At 70.1% G+C, this 20,358-nt stretch carries 22 protein-coding genes; 16 read left to right on the top strand and 6 right to left on the bottom strand.

Going from position 1 to position 20,358, the window contains the following annotated elements:
• Positions 1-154: 154 nt before the first annotated feature.
• The 6 genes from LCN96_RS42715 to LCN96_RS42690 all read left to right on the top strand — a co-directional run bounded on the left by LCN96_RS42715 (position 155) and on the right by LCN96_RS42690 (position 6,580).
• A complete protein-coding gene (locus tag LCN96_RS42715; protein ID WP_225268105.1) occupies positions 155-1,684 on the top strand; it encodes an MFS transporter in 1,530 nt (509 codons plus the stop codon).
• 8 nt (positions 1,685-1,692) lie between these two features.
• Positions 1,693-2,397 (top strand): DoxX family protein, encoded by a 705-nt coding sequence (locus tag LCN96_RS42710; RefSeq protein ID WP_225268104.1) that lies wholly within the window; start codon positions 1,693-1,695, stop codon positions 2,395-2,397.
• A gap of 58 nt (positions 2,398-2,455) precedes the next feature.
• A complete protein-coding gene (locus tag LCN96_RS42705) occupies positions 2,456-3,028 on the top strand; it encodes a hypothetical protein (protein WP_225268103.1) in 573 nt (190 codons plus the stop codon).
• Complete coding sequence (locus LCN96_RS42700; protein WP_225268102.1) at positions 3,012-3,554, top strand: OmpA family protein; 543 nt, start codon at positions 3,012-3,014, stop codon at positions 3,552-3,554. Before LCN96_RS42705 ends, LCN96_RS42700 begins: the two co-directional genes overlap by 17 nt.
• 34 nt (positions 3,555-3,588) lie before the next feature.
• Positions 3,589-4,608 (top strand): LacI family DNA-binding transcriptional regulator, encoded by a 1,020-nt coding sequence (locus LCN96_RS42695; RefSeq protein ID WP_225268101.1) that lies wholly within the window; start codon positions 3,589-3,591, stop codon positions 4,606-4,608.
• 130 nt (positions 4,609-4,738) lie between these two features.
• Entirely contained in the window at positions 4,739-6,580 is a 1,842-nt protein-coding gene (locus LCN96_RS42690) for a ricin-type beta-trefoil lectin domain protein (RefSeq protein WP_225268100.1), read from the top strand.
• Positions 6,581-6,596: 16 nt separating this feature from the next.
• On the opposite strand, the gene sthA is transcribed toward LCN96_RS42690, so the two are convergent.
• Complete coding sequence (sthA, locus tag LCN96_RS42685; RefSeq protein ID WP_263657393.1) at positions 6,597-8,000, bottom strand: Si-specific NAD(P)(+) transhydrogenase; 1,404 nt, start codon at positions 7,998-8,000, stop codon at positions 6,597-6,599.
• Between the two features lie 60 nt (positions 8,001-8,060).
• Between sthA and LCN96_RS42680 the strand changes: the two genes are divergently transcribed.
• A complete protein-coding gene (locus LCN96_RS42680; RefSeq protein WP_225268099.1) occupies positions 8,061-8,894 on the top strand; it encodes a PhzF family phenazine biosynthesis protein in 834 nt (277 codons plus the stop codon).
• 14 nt (positions 8,895-8,908) lie between these two features.
• Here the strand turns inward: LCN96_RS42680 and cysN are convergent, their stop codons facing one another.
• The 5 genes from cysN to LCN96_RS42655 are packed head-to-tail and all read right to left on the bottom strand — an operon-like array spanning position 8,909 to position 12,446.
• The gene (cysN, locus tag LCN96_RS42675) at positions 8,909-10,171 is read right to left on the bottom strand and encodes a sulfate adenylyltransferase subunit CysN (RefSeq protein WP_225268098.1); all 1,263 of its coding nucleotides are present in this window, start codon (positions 10,169-10,171) and stop codon (positions 8,909-8,911) included.
• 2 nt (positions 10,172-10,173) lie between these two features.
• A complete protein-coding gene (gene cysD, locus LCN96_RS42670) occupies positions 10,174-11,091 on the bottom strand; it encodes a sulfate adenylyltransferase subunit CysD (protein ID WP_225268097.1) in 918 nt (305 codons plus the stop codon).
• Positions 11,091-11,393, bottom strand: coding sequence for an antibiotic biosynthesis monooxygenase family protein (locus tag LCN96_RS42665; RefSeq protein WP_225268096.1), 303 nt, complete (start codon positions 11,391-11,393; stop codon positions 11,091-11,093). Before LCN96_RS42665 ends, cysD begins: the two co-directional genes overlap by 1 nt.
• Positions 11,390-11,716 (bottom strand): antibiotic biosynthesis monooxygenase family protein, encoded by a 327-nt coding sequence (locus LCN96_RS42660; protein WP_225268095.1) that lies wholly within the window; start codon positions 11,714-11,716, stop codon positions 11,390-11,392. The genes LCN96_RS42665 and LCN96_RS42660 overlap by 4 nt, the downstream gene beginning before the upstream one ends.
• 1 nt (position 11,717) lies before the next feature.
• On the bottom strand, positions 11,718-12,446 hold the full coding sequence (locus LCN96_RS42655) for an SDR family NAD(P)-dependent oxidoreductase (RefSeq protein ID WP_225268094.1): 729 nt from the start codon (positions 12,444-12,446) through the stop codon (positions 11,718-11,720).
• A 147-nt stretch (positions 12,447-12,593) separates the two neighbouring features.
• Here LCN96_RS42655 and LCN96_RS42650 point away from each other — a divergent pair, with 147 nt between their 5' ends.
• From LCN96_RS42650 to LCN96_RS42610, 9 genes are all read left to right on the top strand, one after another.
• A complete protein-coding gene (locus LCN96_RS42650) occupies positions 12,594-12,962 on the top strand; it encodes a SchA/CurD-like domain-containing protein (RefSeq protein ID WP_225268093.1) in 369 nt (122 codons plus the stop codon).
• On the top strand, positions 12,959-13,702 hold the full coding sequence (locus LCN96_RS42645; RefSeq protein WP_225268092.1) for an SDR family oxidoreductase: 744 nt from the start codon (positions 12,959-12,961) through the stop codon (positions 13,700-13,702). Before LCN96_RS42650 ends, LCN96_RS42645 begins: the two co-directional genes overlap by 4 nt.
• A 4-nt stretch (positions 13,703-13,706) precedes the next feature.
• Complete coding sequence (locus LCN96_RS42640; RefSeq protein ID WP_225268091.1) at positions 13,707-14,627, top strand: amidohydrolase family protein; 921 nt, start codon at positions 13,707-13,709, stop codon at positions 14,625-14,627.
• Positions 14,624-14,914, top strand: a complete 291-nt coding sequence (locus tag LCN96_RS42635) for an antibiotic biosynthesis monooxygenase family protein (protein ID WP_225268090.1) — start codon at positions 14,624-14,626, stop codon at positions 14,912-14,914. Before LCN96_RS42640 ends, LCN96_RS42635 begins: the two co-directional genes overlap by 4 nt.
• Before the next feature lie 221 nt (positions 14,915-15,135).
• Positions 15,136-15,948, top strand: coding sequence for a sensor histidine kinase (locus LCN96_RS42630; protein WP_311132614.1), 813 nt, complete (start codon positions 15,136-15,138; stop codon positions 15,946-15,948).
• Positions 15,920-16,612, top strand: a complete 693-nt coding sequence (locus tag LCN96_RS42625; protein WP_225268089.1) for a response regulator — start codon at positions 15,920-15,922, stop codon at positions 16,610-16,612. Before LCN96_RS42630 ends, LCN96_RS42625 begins: the two co-directional genes overlap by 29 nt.
• Before the next feature lie 160 nt (positions 16,613-16,772).
• The gene (locus tag LCN96_RS42620; protein WP_225268088.1) at positions 16,773-18,665 is read left to right on the top strand and encodes a multicopper oxidase family protein; all 1,893 of its coding nucleotides are present in this window, start codon (positions 16,773-16,775) and stop codon (positions 18,663-18,665) included.
• Positions 18,666-18,762: 97 nt separating this feature from the next.
• Positions 18,763-19,443, top strand: coding sequence for a sulfotransferase family protein (locus LCN96_RS42615; RefSeq protein ID WP_225268087.1), 681 nt, complete (start codon positions 18,763-18,765; stop codon positions 19,441-19,443).
• A 153-nt stretch (positions 19,444-19,596) separates the two neighbouring features.
• On the top strand, positions 19,597-20,343 hold the full coding sequence (locus tag LCN96_RS42610; RefSeq protein WP_225268086.1) for a response regulator: 747 nt from the start codon (positions 19,597-19,599) through the stop codon (positions 20,341-20,343).
• Positions 20,344-20,358: the final 15 nt, after the last annotated feature.

The following is a 20,358-nucleotide window of genomic DNA, read 5'->3' as shown; positions in this document are numbered from 1 at the left end:
AACCACCCGGCATGGCCTAAGCTGCCACGCAAGCCGGGAGCGCCTGAGCCAGGCCGCGGAGCTCGAAGGGAGCGCGTGACGAGCCGTGGGTCCGGCGCCGCCGACCACCAGCACGTGCGGGCCCTGTGAAGCGGATCGGCCTGCGAGGAGGCCCATGACCGTCACACAGGCCGCATCCTTCGTACGCACTGCCGACCGCGACCCCAAGGACCATCGCTGGTCCATCCTGGTGCTGCTCTGCCTGAGCCTGCTGCTCATCACGGTCGACGCCACCGTCCTGCACATCGCGGTGCCCGCGCTCACGGCCGCGCTCGAACCCTCCGCCGTGCAACTGCTGTGGATCATCGACGTCTACTCGCTGGTGGTCGCGCCGCTGCTGATCATGTTCGGCACGCTCGGCGACAAGTACGGCCGCAAGCGGCTGGTCCTGTGGGGCTTCGTGCTGTTCGGCCTGGCCTCGGCCGGGGCCGCGTTCGCCCCGACCCCGCTGACGTTGATCCTGGCCAGAGCGCTGCTCGGCGTGGGCGGCGCGATGATCATGCCGGCCACCCTGTCGCTGATCCGCCAGGTCTTCACCGACCGGCGCGAGCGGGCCATCGCCCTGGGCGTCTGGAGCGCCGTGGCGGCGGCCGGCGCCGCGGTGGGGCCGCTCATCGGTGGCGTGCTCGTCGGCTTCTGGTGGGGCGCGGTCTTCCTGATCAACGTGCCGATCCTGCTGCTCCTGCTGCCTGCCGCGATCCGGCTGCTGCCCGAGTCGCGCGAGCGCCGCGACCGGCCGTGGGACGCGGTCAGCGCCGTCCTGTCGGTGACCGGCATCCTGGCGCTGGCGTTCGGGCTCAAGGAGGCGGGCTCGGGCAGCCTGATGCCGTTCTGGGCGTCGGCCGTGGTGTTCCTGGCCGGGCTGGCGCTGCTGGTGGCGTTCGCGCGGCGGCAGACCCGGCTGCCCGCGCCGTTCCTGGAGATCGGGCTGTTCAGGCGGCGCGAGTTCACGACCGGGGTCGTGGGCGTGCTGCTCGGCGTGTTCGCGCTGGTCGGCCTGCAGCTCATGCTCGCCCAGTACCTGCAGCTCGTGCTGGGCGACAGCCCCGTGCGCGCGGCGCTGCGGATGTTGCCCCTGGTCCTGTCGGCCATCACCGGCGGGCTCGCCGCCGCGCACATCCTGCCCAGGATCGGCATGCGGGCCACCATGAGCGGCGGCCTCGGCCTGGTCGCGCTGGCCCTGACCCCCACCCTGACGTGGGGCGTCGAGGGGCATCCTGTGATGCTCGCGGTCTGCTTCGTGGGCATCGGGTTCGGGGTGCAGGTGGCGCTGCTCGCCGCCTCCGACACCATCATGGCCGCCGCCCCCGAGTCCCAGGCGGGCGGGGCCGCGGCCATCGAGGAGACCGCGTACGAGCTGGGGGCCGGCCTGGGCGTGGCCGTGCTCGGCACGATCACCGCGATCGTGTACGCCCCCGGCCTGCCGTCCGTGCCCGGCGTCCCCGAGGGCGGCATGGACAAGGCCAGGCAGTCGCTGGCCGCCGCCGCGCACGTGGCGGACGAGGTCGGCGGCACCACCGGCGGCGCGCTGCTCGACGCCGCCCGATGGGCCTTCGTCAACGCCCTGCACACGACCGTGGTCGTGAGCGTCGTCCTGCTCAGCCTGACCGCCGCCGTGGTGGCCGTGCTGCTCAGCCGTGATTGAGGTGTGCCATGTCCCGATTAGGGCAGACAACTACCGTGAAACAGGTCCTCCGTGATCTTGCCGCTTTAGTCGCCCGCCTCGGGGTGGGCGGTATCTTCTTCGCCAACGGGTGGACCAAGCTCGAGGACGGGCTGAAGATCACCGGCGCGAAGTTCCTGGAGCAGGGCGCCCCCGCGCCCGGCGCCTGGGCCACCGTCACCATGCTCACCGAGCTGATCGGCGGCGCGCTGCTCATCGCCGGCCTCGCCGTCTCCACGACGGGGCTGATCCTCTTCGCCGAGGCGATGGCCGTCTTCCTGGTCGCCCCGCCGCTCAACCCCATCACCATGAACGAGCTCATCCTGCTCGGCGCCGCCTCGCTCCTGCTCGCCGTGGTCGGCGCCGGACGCATCTCGGTGGACCACATGGTGGTGATCCGGCGCAGGGAGTCGGAGGCGGCCAGCGAGTTCGCCGCCGACACCGAGGCCGACCAGGTCATCGCCTCGCTCAGGGAGCCGGACAAACCCGAGGCCGCCAAGCCGGAGCCGGAGATCTCCCCCACGGAGGACACGACACCGCACCCGCGGCCCAGGACGCAGCCGGCCGAGGCGAAACCGGCCGAGTCCAAGCCGGCCGAGGCTCCCGCGCCCGCTCCCGGTGACACGCTGGTGGCGGGCAGGAAGAAGCCGCAGGCCCGGACGCGCCGCACCGCGACGAGCACGGAGACCGACTAGCACGGATCGGGGCGAATCCCCGGATCTCGCCCCGATCCCTCGCTACACTCCACGACCCATGACGCTGACGAGAGCTTCGACGGTCGTGATCCTCGCCGCGTTGGCCACGGGGTGCCAGCTCGCCGGTCCGGCCCCGGCCGCCGAGCAGGCGCCGTCCCGGTCCGAGCCGGTCGTGCGGGCGAGCACGGCCGCACCCTCCTTGAGCGCAGCCACCGTCCCGCCGGACAAGGTCCTGGCCGCCAGGGAGGGGACGATCGAGGGTCACACGTTCAACGTGGAGATCGTCCAGCTCCTGCGCAGGGAGCGGTTCGTCAACCTGACCTTCACCGCCACCGTGACCAAGGAGGGCGGCGGCCTCGGCTGGCAGGTGCACAACGCCTTCGCCGCCGTGCCCTCGCAGAGCCCGACCGTGGACGGCGTCTTCCTGGTGGACGTGCGGAACGCCAAGAAGCACCTCGTGGCCCTGGACAGCGAGGGCAAGTGCGTGTGCAGCCGCATCGAGTCGCTGTTCCTGAAGCAGGACCAGAAGGCCGTCTTCTCGGCCACGTTCGCCGCCCCGCCCGCCGACGTGGGCTCGGTGGACGTGCACATCCCGAACGTGGGGACGCTGGCGAATGTACCGATCTCTTAGTACGGCGGCCCTCCTGGCCGGCCTGCTCAGCCCGACGCAGCCGCCGCTGGAGGGAGGGGAGCCGGTGACCGCGCCGGTCCTGGACCTCGGCGGCAAGGTCCTGGACATCGGCGAGCGCATCTCCAACCTGGACGAGTCGGTCACCGACGAGACGCGCGGCACCCAGCGGAAGATCATCTTCGCCGCCGACGTGCTGTTCGCCTTCGACAAGGCCACGCTGACCGGCAAGGCCAGGAGCCGGCTGGAGCTGGCGGCCGAGTCGCTGAAGGCCGAGGCCGCGGGCAAGCCGGTCGCCATCGACGGCTACACCGACGCCAAGGGCTCCGGCTCCTACAACCTGGAGCTGTCGCGGCGGCGCGCGCAGGCCGTACGCGCCGCGCTGGCCGAGCTGGTCCCCGGCGCCCGGTTCACGGTCGCCGGCCACGGCGAGGCCGATCCGGTGGCACCCAACGCCCTGCCGGACGGCGGCGACAACCCCGAGGGCCGGGCCAAGAACCGCAGGGTGGAGATCAGCTTCACCCGGTGAATATCCTGACGGCACAGCCGAGCATGGAGCAGCGATGACGGGCAGGGCGCGGGCGACGGTGCGTGACGTCGCGGCCGAGACGGGGCTGTCCATCGCGACCGTCTCCCGGGTGCTCAACGGCCAGTCCAACGTCGCCCCGCACACCCGTGAGCTGGTGCTGCGGGCGGTCGGCCGGCTCGGTGACCAGGCGCCCAGGCCGCGTGCCACGCCGGACGCCACGGGTGGCGCGGTGTACGTGCGCTGCCCGTACGTGCTGACCGACTACTTCGGGCTGATCGTCTCCTCGGTGGGCGAGACGATCGAGCTGCACGGCAGGCAGATGATCCTCGGGGCGGGGGAGGCGGCGCAGCGCAGCGCGGTGCTGCCGGGGCTGCCCGACCGGCCGGGTGTCGCGGGTGCGATCCTCATCCTGCCGCCCGAGCCGGGCGAGGAGCTGGTCCGCCTGCGCGACCGCGGCTTCCCCTTCGTCGTGATCGACCCCCGCACGCCGCCGCCGAAGGACATCGTGGCCGTGTCGGCCGCGCACTTCGCGGGCGGCCGCAAGCTGATGGCGCACGTGGTGGAGCTGGGCCACCGGCGGGTCGGCATCATCGGCGGCCCGGTGAAGTGGCTGCCCAGCTTGGCCAGGCTGGCCGGCTACACCGCCTCGCTGGCCGACGCGGGGGTGCTGCCCGTCCCCGAGCTGCTGCGCCACGTGCCCGAGCCGAACATCGAGCACGGCTACCTGGCGGCCAGGGAGTTGCTCGCCCTGCCTGACCGGCCGACGGCCCTGGTGGCGTTCAACGACAAGATGGCGGTCGGCGCGCTGCGCGCGGCGGCCGAACGCGGGCTGAGCGTGCCGGGCGACCTGTCGGTGGCGGGCTTCGACGACATCGACATCAGCCGGGCGGCCTCGCCCGCGCTCACCACCGTGCGCCAGCCGCTGGAGGAGATGGGCCGGATGGCGGTCACCCTGCTGATGCGGCTGCTCAGCAGGCACACGCTGGAGGCGCTGCACGTCTCCCTCGGCACCGAGCTGGTCGTCCGCAGCTCCACGGGCCCCGCCCCGCGCTGACCGTTTCATTTGTTACATCGGTTGACTCGCCCGGTTGACTCATGCTCTTCTGCTCAGTGCAAGGCAGTGTTTCACCTTTGTTTCATTTGTTACAAGGGCATCACCCCCCGGCCCTGAGAGGACCTCTGCCGTGTCCAGAATCCTTCTGGCGCTCGCCTGCGCGCTCGCCCTGGTGGCCGCCGCGCCCCTGCCGGCCGCCGCCGCGAACGAGCCGGTGAACGTCTGGCTCACCACCACCTCCGACTCCGGCGGGCGCACCGTCACCCGCGGCCTGGCCCAGCAGGCCCCCATCGCCTTCGGCCCCGCAGGCGGCACCGCCGGCCACACGATCACCGTCAACGAGGGCGTGACGTACCAGCAGTTCGAAGGCGGTGGCGCGTCGATCACCGACACCACCGCGTACCTGCTGCGCGGCGGCCCTGTCAGCGCCGCCACGCGCGACGCGGTGATGCGCAGGCTGTTCCACCCCACGGACGGGATCGGCCTGTCGTTCGTGCGCAACCCGATCGGCGCCTCCGACCTGTCGCGCCCCGGCATGGTCTCGCTCGACGACACCTGCTGCGACCTGAACGACTTCGGCGCCAACGGCTACGACACGGCCGTGCGCCTGCTCACCGTCCAGGCCAAGCAGCTCAACCCGGCGCTGCGGGTCAAGGGGGTGCCGTGGAGCGCGCCCGGCTGGATGAAGGACAACGGCCGGATGGACCAGATGGGCTGGCTCAAGTGGGAGCACTACGCCACCTACGCCCAGTACCTGGTCAAGTACGTGCAGAGCTACCAGGCCGCCGGGGTCCCCGTGGACTACCTCTCCGTCCAGAACGAGCCCAACTGCTGCCAGGCGGGCAACCCGACCGCGATGAACTACCCCGGCATGTCCTGGAACGCCTCCGGCCTCATCGAGCTGACCAAGAACTTCCTCTACCCGGCCCTGCGCGCCGCGGGGCTCAGCACCAAGGTCCTCGTGCACGACTGGAACTACGGCGACTACGCCCAGATCGGCCAGCCCATCCTGGCTGACGCCGCGCTCAGGAACGACCCGTTGTTCGGCGGCATCGCCTGGCACGGCTACTTCGGCGACCCCGCCGTCGGCACCCAGGTGCACAACCAGTACCCGTCGGTCAAGCAGTTCAGCACCGAGCACTCGGGCGGCACCTGGATCGGCAACCAGCACAACGAGGACATGGCCGACATCGTCACCTACGCCCGCAACTGGAGCGGCAGCCTGGTCAAGTGGAGCCTGGCGCTCAACCAGAACATGGGCCCGCACAACGGCGGCTGCGGCACCTGCACCGGCCTGATCACCGTCCAGGAGGGCGGCTCCCGCGCCGGCCAGGTCGACTACACGATCGAGTACTACACGACCGGCCACCTGACCAAGTTCGTCAGGCCCGGCGCCCGCCGCATCGACTCCACGGCCAGCGCGACGATCCAGAACGTGGCCTACCGCAACCCCGACGGGTCCAAGGCGCTGATCGCGCACAACGGCGGCACCTCGGCCCAGTCCGTCCGGATCGACTGGGGCGGCCAGTCCTTCGTCTACACGCTGCCCGCGCGGACCACGGCGACGTTCACCTGGTCGGGAACGACGTCCTCAGGCGCGCAGATCACCGGGCCGGCGGGCAAGTGCGTGGACGTGGCGGGCGGCAGCAGCGCCGACGGCGCCGCCGTACAGCTCTACACCTGCAACGGCACCGCCGCCCAGCAGTGGACCCGCCCCGGCGACGGCACGCTGCGCGCGCTCGGCAAGTGCCTGGACGTCCGCGACCACGGCACCGCCGACGGCAGCCAGCTCCAGCTCTGGTCCTGTACGGGCGCCGCCAACCAGCAGTGGACGCACACCTCGGCCCGCGACCTGGTGAACCCGGCGGCGAACAAGTGCGCCGACGTCACCGGCAACAGCAGCGCCGACGGCACCCGCCTGCAGCTGTGGACCTGCACGGGCGCCGCCAACCAGAAGTGGACCCTGTCCTGACGAAAGGGGGCCCGGCTCACATCTCCGAGGTGAGCCGGGCCACCGTCCGCATCTTGTTCATCGCGTCCAGCGCCGCCACCTTGTACGACTCCGCCAGCGTCGGATAGTTGAACACCGCGTTGACCAGGTAGTCCACGGTGCCGCCGCAGCCCATGACGGTCTGCCCGATGTGCACCAGCTCGGTGGCCTGCGTGCCGAACACGTGCACGCCCAGCAGCCGCCGGTCCTCCGAGGAGACCAGCAGCTTGAGCATCCCGTACGAGTCGCCGATGATCTGCCCCCTGGCCAGCTCCCGGTAGCGCGAGATGCCGACCTCGAACGGCACCTTGTCGCGGGTCAGCTCGTCCTCCGACTTCCCGACGAAGCTGATCTCGGGGATGGTGTAGATGCCGATCGGCGGCAGCTCGTGCAGGTCGCCGGCCGGCTCGCCGCACGCGTGCTGCGCGGCCAGCCGCCCCTGCTCCATCGACGTGGCCGCCAGCGCGGGGAAGCCGATCACGTCGCCCACGGCGTAGATGTGCGGCACCTCGGTGGCGTAGTTCTCGTCCACCCTGATCCGGCCCCGGTCGTCGGCGGCCAGGCCGGCGGCCTCCAGGTTCAGCTCGGCGGTCTTGCCCTGGCGGCCCGCCGAGTACATGACGCAGTCGGCGGGGATCTTCTTGCCGCTCTCCAGCAGGGTCAGCGCGCCGCGCGGGCGGCGCTCGACGGCCGCCACGTTCTCGCCGAACCTGAAGGTCACCGCCAGGTCGCGCAGGTGGTACTTGAGCGCCTCGACGATCTCCAGGTCGCAGAACTCCAGCATGCGCTCGCGCCGCTCCACCACCGTCACCTTGGTGCCGAGCGCGGCGAACATCGAGGCGTACTCGATGCCGATCACCCCGGCCCCCACCACGACCAGCGTCTCCGGCACCTTGTCGAGGTGCAGGATGGCGTCGGAGTCGATCACCGTCCTGTCGTCGAACTCGACGCTGGACGGCCGGGCGGGGGAGGTGCCCGTGGCGATCACGATCCTGTCGGCGGTGACCTTCTTCTCCTCCTCGCCGGTGATCCCGATGGTGTGCTCGTCGAGGAAGCGGCCGGTGCCGTGCAGCACCGTCACGTGGTTGCGGGCGAGCTGGCTGCGGATCACCTGGATCTCGCGGCCGATCACGTGCTGGGTGCGCATGCCCAGGTCGGCGACCGTGATCTCGTCCTTGACGCGGTAGCTGGCGCCGTACAGCTCCCGCTGGTTGAGCCCTGTGAGGTACAGGACGGCCTCGCGCAGGGTCTTGGAGGGGATCGTGCCCGTGTTGATGCACACGCCGCCGATCATGTGTTTCTTCTCGACCACCGCGACTCTCTTGCCGAGTTTCGCCGCCGCTATCGCGGCCTTCTGCCCACCTGGCCCCGAGCCGAGGACCACAACATCAAAGTCCGCCACACCGTCCAGTCTGCGGGCGGCGTGTTAACGGGGAAAGACCCGTCTGGGAGACTCCGGAGTATGTTGCGCAGATTCACGCAAGTCGACGTGTTCGCCTCCGCGCGGCCGTACACGGGAAACGCACTCGCGGTCGTGATCGACGGCGACGGCCTGAGCACCGAGGAGATGCAGCGCTTCGCCCGCTGGACGAACCTGTCGGAGACCACCTTCCTGCTGCCGCCGAGCACCGGGGAGGCCGACTACCGCGTCCGCATCTTCACCCCCGACAGCGAGCTGCCCTTCGCCGGTCACCCCACGCTGGGCTCCTGCCACGCCTGGCTGGAGGCCGGGGGCCGGCCGCGCGAGGGAGGCCGGGTCGTCCAGGAGTGCGGAGCGGGGCTGGTGCCCGTGGACGCCACGGAAGCGGGGCCGGCGTTCCAGGCGCCGCCGCTGATCCGCTCGGGGCCCGTGGAGGAGGAGTTCCTCGACCGGATCGTGGAGTCGCTCGGGATCACGCGTGCCGACGTCGTGGACGCCGAGTGGGCCGACAACGGCCCCGGCTGGGTCGGCCTGCTGCTCAAGGACGCCGAAGCCGTGCTCGCGCTGCGCCCTGGCACGGTGCCGCACGACATCGGCGTGGTCGGGCCGCACCCCGAGGGCTCGCCGTGCGCGTTCGAGGTGCGGGCGTTCTTCCCCTCCCAGGGCGCCACGGTCGAGGACCCCGTGACGGGCAGCCTGAACGCCTCCCTGGCACAGTGGCTGCTGCGCACGGGCCGGACCAAGGCCCCGTACGTGGCCGCGCAGGGCACCGCGATCGGCCGCGAGGGCCGCGTGCACGTGTCCACCGGCTCCGACGGCGCCGTCTGGGTGGGCGGCGAGGTGATCACCTGCGTCACGGGTCAGGTCGAGCTGTAGGCGCCTTGATCGAGCTACCTGGCGTCGATGACCATGCCGGCGCCGACCGTGGCGTTGGTCGACTCGTCCACCAGGATGAAGCCGCCGGTGGCCCGGTTGCGCGCGTAGTCGTCGACGAACAACGGCTGGGTGACACGCAGCGACACCCGGCCGATCTCGTTCAGGCCCAGCGCGGTCGCCTCCTCGTCACGGTGCAGCGTGTTGACGTCCAGCCGGTAGTGCAGGTCACGCACCAGCGCCCGGGCGGTGCGGGTGGTGTGCTTGATCATCAGCTTCGAGCGCGGCCCGAGCCTGACCCCATCAGCCATCCAGCACACCATCGCCTCCAGCTCCTGCGCGACCGCGGGCTGGTTGTTCGGCCGGGCGATCATGTCACCGCGCGAGACGTCGATGTCGTCCTCGAACCGCAACGTCACCGACATCGGCGCGAACGCCTCCTCCACCGGCCCGTCGAAGGTGTCGATCGAGGCGATCCGCGTGCACAGCCCCGACGGCAGATGCACCACCTCATCCCCCGGCTTGAGCACCCCGCCGGCCACCTGCCCCGCATACCCCCGATAATCATGCAAGGCCGGATCGGTGGCCCGCTGCGGCCGGATCACGTACTGCACCGGAAACCGCACATCGGTCAGGTTACGGTCGGAGGCGATGTGCACGTTCTCCAGATGATGCAACAGCGACGTGCCCAGATACCACGGCATGTTCTCCGAGCGGGACACCACGTTGTCGCCGTTCAGCGCCGAGATCGGGATGAACGTCAGATCGGCGATGTTCAGCTTGGACGCGAACGCCGTGAACTCGTCCCTGATCTCCTCGAACCGCTCCTGCGCGTAGTCGACCAGATCCATCTTGTTGACCGCCAGCACCAGATGCGGCACCCGCAGCAACGAGGTCAGGAACGCGTGCCGGCGCGACTGCTCCAGCACCCCCTTGCGCGCGTCGATCAGCACGATGGCCAGATCCGCCGTCGAGGCGCCGGTGACCATGTTGCGCGTGTACTGGATGTGCCCGGGAGTGTCGGCGATGATGAACTTGCGGCGCGGCGTGGCGAAGTAACGGTAGGCCACATCGATCGTGATGCCCTGCTCCCGCTCCGCCCGCAGCCCGTCGGTCAGCAGCGACAGGTCGGTGTAGTCGGTGCCGCGATCACGCGAGGTACGCTCGACCGCCTCGAGCTGGTCCTCGAAGATCGCCTTGGAGTCGAAGAGCAACCGGCCGATGAGCGTGGACTTGCCGTCATCGACGCTTCCCGCCGTGGCAAAGCGCAGAATGTCCATCGTTAGAAGTAGCCCTCTCGCTTGCGATCTTCCATCGCGGCCTCCGACGAGCGGTCATCGGCCCGGGTCGCGCCGCGCTCGGTGATCCGGGTGGCGGCGATCTCCTCGATGATCTCCTCCACCGTCGCGGCCGTGGACTGCACCGCGCCGGTGCAGGTCATGTCGCCCACGGTGCGGTACCGCACCACCGCCTCGAACAACGGCTCGTCCTGGCCGCGCTGCACCACATCACCGTCGGGCAGCAGCATGCCGTCCCGCTCGAACACCTTGCGGGTGTGCGCGAAGTAGATGGAGGGGATCTCGATGCCCTCGCGCCGGATGTAGTCCCACACATCCAGCTCGGTCCAGTTCGACAGCGGGAAGACGCGGATGTGCTCACCCTTGCGGATACGCGCGTTGTACAGGTTCCACAGCTCCGGCCGCTGGTTCTTGGGATCCCACTGGCCGAAGTCGTCGCGGAAGGAGAAGACCCGCTCCTTGGCGCGCGCCTTCTCCTCATCACGCCGGGCGCCGCCGAAGACGGCGTCGAACTCGTGCTCCTCGATCGCGTCGAGCAGCGTGGTGGTCTGCAGCCGGTTACGCGAGGCGCGCCGGCCGGTCTCCTCCACCACCCGGCCGGCGTCGATGGAGTCCTGCACGCTGGCCACGATCAGCCGCGCGCCCAGCTCGGCGGCGCGCCGGTCACGGAACTCGATCACTTCGTCGAAGTTGTGCCCGGTGTCCACGTGCATGAGCGGGAACGGGATCGCGGCGGGCCAGAACGCCTTCTCGGCGATGCGGAGCATGACGATCGAGTCCTTGCCCCCGGAGAAGAGCAGACAGGGACGTTCGAACTCGGCCGCCACCTCACGCATGATGTGGATGGCCTCTGCCTCGAGCACGTCGAGCTGCGACGCCGATTTTCCGGGGGCGCTGCTCATCAGTAGGCCGCCACCACGTCCAGCAGCATGAACGGCCGCTCCCTGCGCGGGTCGCGGTAGGGGCGCAGCGGGGAGGTGTCGGCCTTGTGCGTGCTGCCGCCCTCCCACGTCTCGAACGCCTGCCTGCTCTCCCACTCGCTCATCACGACGAAGTCGGCCGGATCGTGGGCCGGCCGCCACAGCTCGCTGCGCACCAGGCCGGGCGTGCCCGCCAGCTTGCCGCTGATCAGGTGGAACGCCTCGATGACCGCCTGCTCCTCGCCCTGCGGCGCCCGGTACCAGAGCAGCACGCGCACGCTCATCGGGCGTCCTGCCCGGACTTGAGCAGGTGGCCGACCACGTGCATGGTCGAGATCGTGGCCGACTCGCGATAGGGGTGCAGCAGCGCGCGGTGCTCGCCGTGCTCCCAGCTCTCCTCGAACTCCCGGAAACGCCGCTCGTCGACCCAGTCGCTGCTGATGTAGTAGACGCCTTCCTCGCTGGTGCTGCGCATCAGCCAGTGCCCGAGGTTGGCGGGATGATCCGTGACGGCGGCTCCCACGGATCGCCAGACCTTCTCGAACTCGTCCTCCATGCCGCTGTGGATGTGCATCTTGAGCATCACGCGGAAGCCGGGCGTGGTCATGTCAGGTACCTCCGTCGACGTTGATGGTCTCACCGGTGATGTAGCTCGCCTGATCGCTGGCCAGGAACGTGACCACGCCCGCGATCTCCTCGGGCCGGCCCAGGCGGCCGAGGCTGATGATCCGCTCGTACTGCGCGGTGCGCTCGGGCGGCAGGTCGGTCGTGTCGATGATGCCGGGCGCCACGACGTTGACCCGGACGCCCCGCGGGCCGAGCTCCTTGCACAGGGTGCGGGCCAGACCGACCAGCGCCGCCTTGGAGGCGGTGTAGTGGGCGCGCAGCGGCAGCCCGACCATCGCCACCTTCGAGCCGATGTAGACGATCGAAGAGCCGGGCCGCAGCAGCGGCAGCGCCTGCTGGGTGACCGTGAACGCGCCGGTCAGGTTGGTGTCGATGATCCGCCGCCACTCGTCCAGAGTCAGCTCGGGGAAGGGGACGTGGGAGATCGCGCCGGCGTTGCCCACCACGACGTCGAGGCCGCCGAAGGCGGCGGAGCACTCCTCGAGGAGCGCGGTGACCTCGGCCGGGTCGGAGACGTCGGCCTTGACCAGGCGGTGCTCGCCGCCGTGGTTCTTCAGCTCGCGAGCGAGGCTCTCCACCGCCTCTGATTCGGTGCGGTAACAGGCCAGCACCCTGGCGCCGGCCCTGGCCAGCCCGAGCGTCACCGCCCGGCCGATCCCGCGGGTGCCGCCCGTCACCAGAGCGGCCTTTCCGTCCAGTCGGATGTCCATGTTCCCTGCCTATCAACGCTGTCTACCACCCACGGAACGTCGCCTCCCCCGCGCAGGGGAGGCCGCGATCGGTACGTCGGCGGGAAGACGCGCGGCGGGAAGGGAGCGAGGCTGTGCGCTGAATCCGAGCGACCATGGAGGATCGCCATGCAGCGACTGGCCATCATGTTCAGGATCAAGCCGGGCACCGAGGACAAGGTGCGCGACCTGCTGGCCAACTACGCGCCGCCGGTGCGGGTCACGGCCGACGGCACCAGGATGCTCAGCACGTCCGTCTTCATGAAGGACGGCATCGTGGTCCGGATGATCGAGATCGAGGGGAACGTGCCGTCGCTCATGGCGCACATCGCCCAGGACCCGAGCATCCAGTACGTGGAGAGCGAGCTGGACAAGTACGTGGTCGAGGAGGACCGCCGCTCCGCCGACACCCCTGAGGGCGCCCGCGAGTTCTTCCTGCGCATGGGCATGGAGCACATCACCACCCGCCTGGCTCCGCGCGAAGGCGCCGAGGCATGAGCGACGGCGGGACGTTCCTGATCACCGGCGCGACCGGGCAGGTCGCCGAGGCCACGATCGCGCTGCTGGCCAAGCGGGGAGACGCCCTGCTGCTCACCGGCCGCAACGAGGACCGCCTGGCCGAGCTGGAGCGCGCCTACGGCGAGCCGGGCCGCATCGAGACGTTCGCCGCGGACGTGACCACGGAGCGGGGCGCCGTCGAGGCGGCCGAGGCCGCCGTGTCGCGGCTGGGCCGGCTCGACGGGCTCATCCACATGGTGGGCGGGTTCAGCGCCGGCCCGGTCTTCATCACCCGGGTCGAGGAGTACGACCGGCTGTTGCGGGTCAACTTCCTGTCGGCCGTCTGCGCGACGCAGGCTGTGCTGCCGCATCTCGACGGCGGCGGGCGGCTGGTGTTCTTCGGCTCGCCGCTGGCAGGCGAGCCGCTGGCCGCGCTCGGCGGGTACGCGGCCGGCAAGGCGGCGCTGCTGGCCTGGATGCGCTCGCTCTCGCACGAGGTCAAGCACCGCGGCATCCACGCCAACGCCGTCATCATGACGATGGCCGACACGCCGCAGGCCCGGCAGGAGCGCGCGCACGTGGACTTCGACCACGCGGTCACGCCGGACCTGGTGGCGCGGGTGGTGGCGTTCCTGACCGGGGAGGGCGCCGACGGGCTGTACGGCTCGCTGGTCCCGGTCATGGGCAAGTTCGGCTTCAGCAGCGCGCTGGCCGGCCCGCCGCCGGGCAAGGCGGGCTGATCGCATGCTCATCGACGTGCACGGGCACCTGGCGCCGCCGGGCGAGAAGGCGGGCGGCCCGCCGGGCATGCACGACCCGGAGGGGATGATCGAGGCCAAGCTGGCTCTCGGGATCGGGATGACGATCATCGGCAGCCCCGTGGGAGCGGGCTCCATGCTGCCGGGCACGGGGGCCGCCAACTACCGGCAGGACGCGGCCACCGTACGGGCGCACAACGAGGCGCTGGCCGAGCTGGCCCGCCGGCACCCCGCCCACCTGCGCTGTTACGCCTATCTCGACCCGTTCGCGGGGGAGGCGATGCTGGCGCAGGCCGCCGAGCTGCTGGCCGAGCCCGAGTTCGTCGGCCTGGTGGTCAACACCAGCGTGGAGGGCCGGTTGCTCAGCTCGCCCCGTGCCGACGACTTCTTCGCCTTCGCGGCCGAGGCCGGCGTGCCGGTGCTGCTGCATCCGCCGGCGGAGCCGGTGGGCACGGACGCGGTGCTGGACCTGGGGCCGGGCCTGGTCGAGCACCTGGCCCGGTTCAACGACGTCACCCTCGGCGTGGCGGCCGTGGTGTGCGCGGGCCGGCTGGAACGCCATCCGGAGCTGCGGCTCATCGCCCCGGGCGGCGGCGGCGCGCTGGGCGTGCTGGCGGAGAAGCTGGACCTAGCCGTGGCGCCGAGACCGGGCGCCGCGGCCGATGGGCGGCCCCGACCGGTGCCCAGCCGCTCGCTGCGCAGGGTCCTGGTGGACACCTCGTGCCCGAACCCGGCGCAGCTACGCGCCAACCTCGCCTGCTTCGGGCCGGAGCAGGTTCTGTTCGGCACGGACGCGCCGCCGCTCATGAGCGAGCTGAAGCGCATGACGGAGCTGGTCGCGGACCTGGACCCCGGCACGCTGACGGCCAACGCGGAGCGGATCTTCAAGCTGGGGGTGCGGGCATGAGCGGGCCGGTGCGTGCCGTGCTCACCATGGCCGTGCCCGCGGCCCGCGCACAGGAGTTCGAGCTGGCCTGGAAGCGGGCCGCCACCCTGGCCCAGGAGCAGCCGGGCTGCCTGCGCCAGACGCTCTGCGCCACGGACACCGGTTACGTCATCACCTCCGACTGGTCGGACGAGGAGTCCTTCCGCCGCTTCGAACGCAGCCCGGAGCAGGACGAGGCGACGGCCGGCCTGCGCGCCCTGCGCACCTCCGCGCGAATGGAGGTGCACCGCATCCTGCATCATCAATGACAAAACCGACATATAGTAAATGCCGCCTTCCATAAAGGCGGCATTTGCCATGCCCGAAAATCGGCGATGGCTGTCAGATTTATAACACACTGTTAATTCGCTACATTCTTGTTTCCTGATCGATCAGCTCATAATGTGGTTTTAGCGTAGATCACCGTGGCTCTGTCACACGCGTACGTTTCTGCGCCGCCGGCGACGGGGAATTCGCGGCGGCGTGGCCCATCGGGGAAGATCAGGGGGTAACTACGCTGACACGCCTACCTAACGTCTTACTCGGAACTGATCACAACCTCACGGAGTTCCTGCTCGGCTGCGCGGTCGGGCTGCTGGTCGCAACGGGGATCTGGCTGGTCAGGCGGCGCGCCCTGAGCCGGCGGCCCAGCTCGGCCGACACCCTCGACGAGCGCCGCCGCATCGCCAGGGAGCTGCATGACGGCCTGGGGCACGGCCTGCTCGTCATCGCCATGCACGCCAGGCGCCTGCCCGCACTCGCCCCGCAGACCAGGCCCGTCGCCGAGGCCATCGACCAGACGGTCAGCGACATCCTCGGCCAGGTGCGCACGGCCATCGGCGTGCTGCGCGGCGGCCACCAGCGCCCTGTGCACGGCTCGACCGCGCCCCTTTCGGCGCAGGTCGCCGGCCTGATCTCCGGGTTGCCGAGCGAGGCGGAGGCCGTGCGGTTCACTGTCAGGGGAGTGGAGCACCAGGTGCCCGCGCACATCAGGGACGTGGCGCTCAGGCTCGTGCAGGAAGGGCTCACGAACACCTTCAAACACAGCAAGGGCCTGCCCGTGCGCGTCGATCTCGACTTCGGCGGCGACAGGCTGAAGGTCAGCGTCGTCAGTGGCACCGGCGAGCTGGACGGCCAGGTGCACCAGCTCGGCGGCTACGGGCTGCTCGGCATGCGGGAAGGAGTGGTCGCGACAGGCGGTGGATTCGAGAGCGGTCCGCTGACCGACGGGGGGTTTCTCATCAGTGCTTGGTTGCCGACCGAGGAGAGGATGCATGAAGCGCGTGCGTCTGGCGATCGTTGACGATCAGCCGTTGGTGCGCCGGGGTTTACGTGCCACCTTCGATGAGGTGGCGGATGTTCTGGTCGTGGGGGAGGCGGCCAATGGGGTGGAGGCGCTGCATGCGCTTCGGGGGAGTCAGGTGGATGTGGTGCTGATGGATATCAACATGCCTCGGATGGGGGGTTTGGAGGCGACGCGGCGGATCTGTGAGGGGTCGGGGCCGCGGGTGGTGATTTTGACGATGTACGACCAGGACGAGTATGTCTTCGAGGCGTTGCGGGCGGGGGCGTCGGGGTTCGTGCTGAAGGATTCGTCGCCGGAGCTGCTGGTGGAGGGGGTGCGGACGGTGGCGTCGGGGGAGGGGTTGTTGTCTCCTTCGGTGACGGGTCGGTTGATCGCGGAGTTCGCGCGGCGTCCGGTGGTGTCGGCGGCGGTGGTGCCGGAGCTGGTGGGGTTGACGGATCGGGAGCTGGATGTGTTCCGGTTGCTGGTGCGGGGTCATCGTAATGAGGACATCGCGCGGTTGCTGGTGCTGGGGGAGTCGACGGTGAAGTCGCACGTGCAGCATCTGTATCAGAAGCTGGGGGTGCGGGATCGGGTGCAGGTGGTGATCTACGCCTACGAGAACGGACTCGTCCAGCCCGGCCGCCGGAGCCAGGAGGCCGATCTGGCCGTCGGATGTTAGCCCCGTGCGGGCCCGGGCCTCGTACGGCGGCATGCGCCGATCGTCCAAAGGAGGAGACGCTTTCTCATTACGCGGGTGGAAGACCGGCTGAGGTGGCGGTGCCTAGCGTGACGCCGTGGACGAAACGGGTGTTTTCCAGCAGGGTGCCACTCGGCGCCAGATGTTACTCGGCTCCGCCGGCCTCGCCGCGCTGGGCCTCGGGCTCGGCGGCGGAAGCCAGGCGGCGACCGCGGCGGTGACGTCCCGCGGCGGGGTGCCGCCGCGGGACCCGACCCTGGTCATCAACAAGTTCGTGGACCGGCTGCCGATCCCGCCGGTCATGCGGCCGCAGCGGCACGGCTCGGTGTGGGAGCTGACGGTCCGGATGAAGGTGATCAAGCGGCGGCTCCACTCCGAGCTGCCGCCCTCCACGTTGTGGACCTACGAGGGCTCCTTCCCCGGCCCGACCATCGAGGTGCGGCGCGGCCAGCGGCTCCGGACGACCTGGGTCAACCAGCTCCAGGGCACGATGCCGATCATCGCCGTCCGCGCCGCGGAGGACGCCATCGGCCGCCCCGGCGAACCGCCGACCAACTGGCCGGGCAGGGAGAAGACCGAACCGGTCGAAGGGGTGGAGAACATCCCGCCGTGGGCCGCGGTGCACCTGCACGGGGCGCACGTGGGCGGGGCCAACGACGGCTGGGGGGAGAACGTCATCCTGCCCGGTGACGCCCAGCTCTCCGAGTACCACAACGACCAGGCCGGCACGACGCTCTGGTACCACGACCACGCCATGCACCTGACCCGCTGGACCCAGATGGCCGGCCTGGCGGGCATGTACGTCATGCGCGACGACGAGGAGGACTCCCTCGGCCTGCCGGACGGCAAGTACGAGATCCCGCTGATGTTCTGCGACCGCAACTTCGACCTCGACGCCGCCAAGCGGCCCAACGGCCAGCTGCTGCACAAGGTCGAGATCGCCAGCCCGATGAAGATCGTGGTGCCGTTCGCGGGGCCGTACACGCTGGTCAACGGCGTGGTGTGGCCCTACCTGGACGTCTCCGCGCGGTGGTACCGCTTCCGCATGCTCAACATGTCCAACTCCCGGGTCTACCGCCTCGTCCTGCTCGACGAGCAGAACCAGGTCGTGCCGGGGGCGCTCAAGCTGATCGGCACCGACCAGGGCCTGCTGGGCGCGCCCGCGCCGCTGACCGGGCCGCTGGTGCTCTCCCCGGCCGAGCGGGCCGACGTGCTGATCGACTTCAAGGAGCTGGCGGGCAGGACGCTCAAGCTGGTCGACACGCGCCCCGGCATCACCCCCGGCCAGCCCGACCTGTCGAACAACATCAACGAGCCGGACGTCATGCAGCTCCGGGTGGCCGCCAAGCCCGACAACGACCGGTTCTCGCTGCCCGCCACGGTGTCGCCGACGTTCAAGCGCGTCACCCACGACGACATCCCCGCCGACCACCACCACCGCTGGATCGTGCTCACCCGGCCGGGCGCGCCCGCCGAGGCCGAGCAGTGGGAGATGGAGGAGGTCGATCCGGCGACCGTGCAGATCCCCGGGGACGGCATCATCCAGATCCAGACCGCCGACGGCCAGGTCAAGACGCTCAAGCGCATCTCCAACAACTTCCAGGACACCGCGAACTTCCTCATCGAGCGCGGCAAGTGGGAGATGTGGCGCTTCCTGGACCTCGGCGGCCCGCCGCACCCCATGCATCTGCACGCCGTCGACTTCCACGTGCTGAGCCGCGACATCTACGACGTCAGCGGCTGGAGCAGGGCGGTGCGCGGCAGCACCAAGCCGATCAAGTTCCTGCGCAACGGCGTGCTCGAACCGCACGAGCAGGGCCGCAAGGACGTCATCAGGGCCGCCGGCGGCGAGGGCTTCACCGGCGAGCTGATCACCATCGCGGTGCAGTTCAACGCCGTCGGCCGCTTCGTCTACCACTGCCACACGCTGGAGCACGAGGTGCACATGATGCGGCCGTTCGTCGTCATGCCCACGGAGATGATGAAGTACGGGCACGGCGCGGGCCACACGCACGGCGCACACGGAGCCCACTGATGAGAGCCCACTGATGAGAGCCCACTGATGAGAGCCCACTGATGAGAGCCCACTGATGAGAGCCCACTGATGAGAGCCCACTGATGGGAGACCACCGATGAAGGCCATCGGCGTCGGTTTCGGCCGGACCGGCACCACCTCGCTGAAGGCGGCGCTGGAACTGCTCGGATACGGCCCCTGCTACCACATGTCCGACATCGTCGAGGAGCCTGCCAGGATCGGCACCTGGATCGACGCCGCCGAAGGCCGCCCCGTCGACTGGGACCACGCCTTCCGCGGCTTCGCCAGCGCCGTCGACTTCCCCGCCGCCGCGTTCTGGCGGGAGCTGGTGGCCCGCTACCCGGACGCCAAGGTGATCCTCACCGTGCGCGACCCGGACTCCTGGTACGAGAGCGCCACCAGGACCATCTTCAGGAAAGCCCTGCGCGCCCGCCGCCCCACGGCCAGGATCGGCTTCGCGCTGGTCTCCCGCATCGCCCCGGACCTGGGCGCCTTCGTCAAGATGACCGACGTGGCGATCATGCGCAGGGTCTTCGACGGCAGGGTGGCCGACCGGGAGCACGCCATCGCGGTCTTCCGCCGGCACATCGAGGAGGTCCAGGCCGAGGTGCCGGCGGAGCGGCTGCTCGTCTACAACGTCTCCGAGGGCTGGGAGCCGCTGTGCGCGTTCCTGGGCACGCCCGTGCCCGAGGAGCCGTTCCCGCGCGGCAACGACACCCGCACGTTCGACGTGGAGGAGAAGGAGCGCGTGCGCCGCCTCATGTCCAGACGGCGCTGACGGCGCTGACCTCGTACGTCACCGGAGCCGCCGGTGGTCCGCCCGGACCGCCGGCGGCTTTCTCAGGTGTCTGCCTACGGTCAGGCGACGGTCAGGCGACGGTCAGGAACGGCGCTCAGGGTGGCCATTGTGTCCGACGGGGAGGAGACGCCGATGATCCGGATCATGCTCGTGGACGATCAGCCGTTGGTGCGCCGGGGTTTACGTGCCACCTTCGATGAGGTGGCGGATGTTCTGGTCGTGGGGGAGGCGGCCAATGGGGTGGAGGCGCTGCATGCGCTTCGGGGGAGTCAGGTGGATGTGGTGCTGATGGATATCAACATGCCTCGGATGGGGGGTTTGGAGGCGACGCGGCGGATCTGTGAGGGGTCGGGGCCGCGGGTGGTGATTTTGACGATGTACGACCAGGACGAGTATGTCTTCGAGGCGTTGCGGGCGGGGGCGTCGGGGTTCGTGCTGAAGGATTCGTCGCCGGAGCTGCTGGTGGAGGGGGTGCGGACGGTGGCGTCGGGGGAGGGGTTGTTGTCTCCTTCGGTGACGGGTCGGTTGATCGCGGAGTTCGCGCGGCGTCCGGTGGTGTCGGCGGCGGTGGTGCCGGAGCTGGTGGGGTTGACGGATCGGGAGCTGGATGTGTTCCGGTTGCTGGTGCGGGGTCATCGTAATGAGGACATCGCGCGGTTGCTGGTGCTGGGGGAGTCGACGGTGAAGTCGCACGTGCAGCATCTGTATCAGAAGCTGGGGGTGCGGGATCGGGTGCAGGTGGTGATCTACGCCTACGAGAACGGCCTCGTCCAGCCCGGACGCGGATGGGACTCCCTCGACGGGACGACCTCGTCCACCGAGAAGGGGAGATGGGAGTTCATGTCGGCGGCGGGAGACACGCGGCGCGCGGCTTCCTAGCGTGGCGCCTGTCCA

Origin of the sequence: Nonomuraea gerenzanensis (assembly GCF_020215645.1) — a bacterium.
In the GTDB taxonomy this organism is placed as follows: domain Bacteria; phylum Actinomycetota; class Actinomycetes; order Streptosporangiales; family Streptosporangiaceae; genus Nonomuraea; species Nonomuraea gerenzanensis.
The sequence above is the reverse complement of the archived record's forward strand: the minus strand, read 5'-3'. Positions and strand labels throughout refer to the sequence as shown.

Excerpts from the sequence above, each read along its gene's own strand:
- LCN96_RS42715 (WP_225268105.1), top strand. The coding sequence starts at position 155 with ATGACCGTCACACAGGCCGCATCCTTCGTACGCACTGCCGACCGCGAC.
- LCN96_RS42710 (WP_225268104.1), top strand. The coding sequence starts at position 1,693 with ATGTCCCGATTAGGGCAGACAACTACCGTGAAACAGGTCCTCCGTGAT.
- LCN96_RS42705 (WP_225268103.1), top strand. The coding sequence starts at position 2,456 with ATGACGCTGACGAGAGCTTCGACGGTCGTGATCCTCGCCGCGTTGGCC.
- LCN96_RS42700 (WP_225268102.1), top strand. The coding sequence starts at position 3,012 with ATGTACCGATCTCTTAGTACGGCGGCCCTCCTGGCCGGCCTGCTCAGC.
- LCN96_RS42695 (WP_225268101.1), top strand. The coding sequence starts at position 3,589 with ATGACGGGCAGGGCGCGGGCGACGGTGCGTGACGTCGCGGCCGAGACG.
- LCN96_RS42680 (WP_225268099.1), top strand. The coding sequence starts at position 8,061 with ATGTTGCGCAGATTCACGCAAGTCGACGTGTTCGCCTCCGCGCGGCCG.
- cysN (WP_225268098.1), bottom strand. The coding sequence starts at position 10,171 with ATGGACATTCTGCGCTTTGCCACGGCGGGAAGCGTCGATGACGGCAAG.
- cysD (WP_225268097.1), bottom strand. The coding sequence starts at position 11,091 with ATGAGCAGCGCCCCCGGAAAATCGGCGTCGCAGCTCGACGTGCTCGAG.
- LCN96_RS42665 (WP_225268096.1), bottom strand. The coding sequence starts at position 11,393 with ATGAGCGTGCGCGTGCTGCTCTGGTACCGGGCGCCGCAGGGCGAGGAG.
- LCN96_RS42660 (WP_225268095.1), bottom strand. The coding sequence starts at position 11,716 with ATGACCACGCCCGGCTTCCGCGTGATGCTCAAGATGCACATCCACAGC.
- LCN96_RS42655 (WP_225268094.1), bottom strand. The coding sequence starts at position 12,446 with ATGGACATCCGACTGGACGGAAAGGCCGCTCTGGTGACGGGCGGCACC.
- LCN96_RS42650 (WP_225268093.1), top strand. The coding sequence starts at position 12,594 with ATGCAGCGACTGGCCATCATGTTCAGGATCAAGCCGGGCACCGAGGAC.
- LCN96_RS42645 (WP_225268092.1), top strand. The coding sequence starts at position 12,959 with ATGAGCGACGGCGGGACGTTCCTGATCACCGGCGCGACCGGGCAGGTC.
- LCN96_RS42640 (WP_225268091.1), top strand. The coding sequence starts at position 13,707 with ATGCTCATCGACGTGCACGGGCACCTGGCGCCGCCGGGCGAGAAGGCG.
- LCN96_RS42635 (WP_225268090.1), top strand. The coding sequence starts at position 14,624 with ATGAGCGGGCCGGTGCGTGCCGTGCTCACCATGGCCGTGCCCGCGGCC.
- LCN96_RS42625 (WP_225268089.1), top strand. The coding sequence starts at position 15,920 with ATGAAGCGCGTGCGTCTGGCGATCGTTGACGATCAGCCGTTGGTGCGC.
- LCN96_RS42620 (WP_225268088.1), top strand. The coding sequence starts at position 16,773 with ATGTTACTCGGCTCCGCCGGCCTCGCCGCGCTGGGCCTCGGGCTCGGC.
- LCN96_RS42615 (WP_225268087.1), top strand. The coding sequence starts at position 18,763 with ATGAAGGCCATCGGCGTCGGTTTCGGCCGGACCGGCACCACCTCGCTG.
- LCN96_RS42610 (WP_225268086.1), top strand. The coding sequence starts at position 19,597 with ATGATCCGGATCATGCTCGTGGACGATCAGCCGTTGGTGCGCCGGGGT.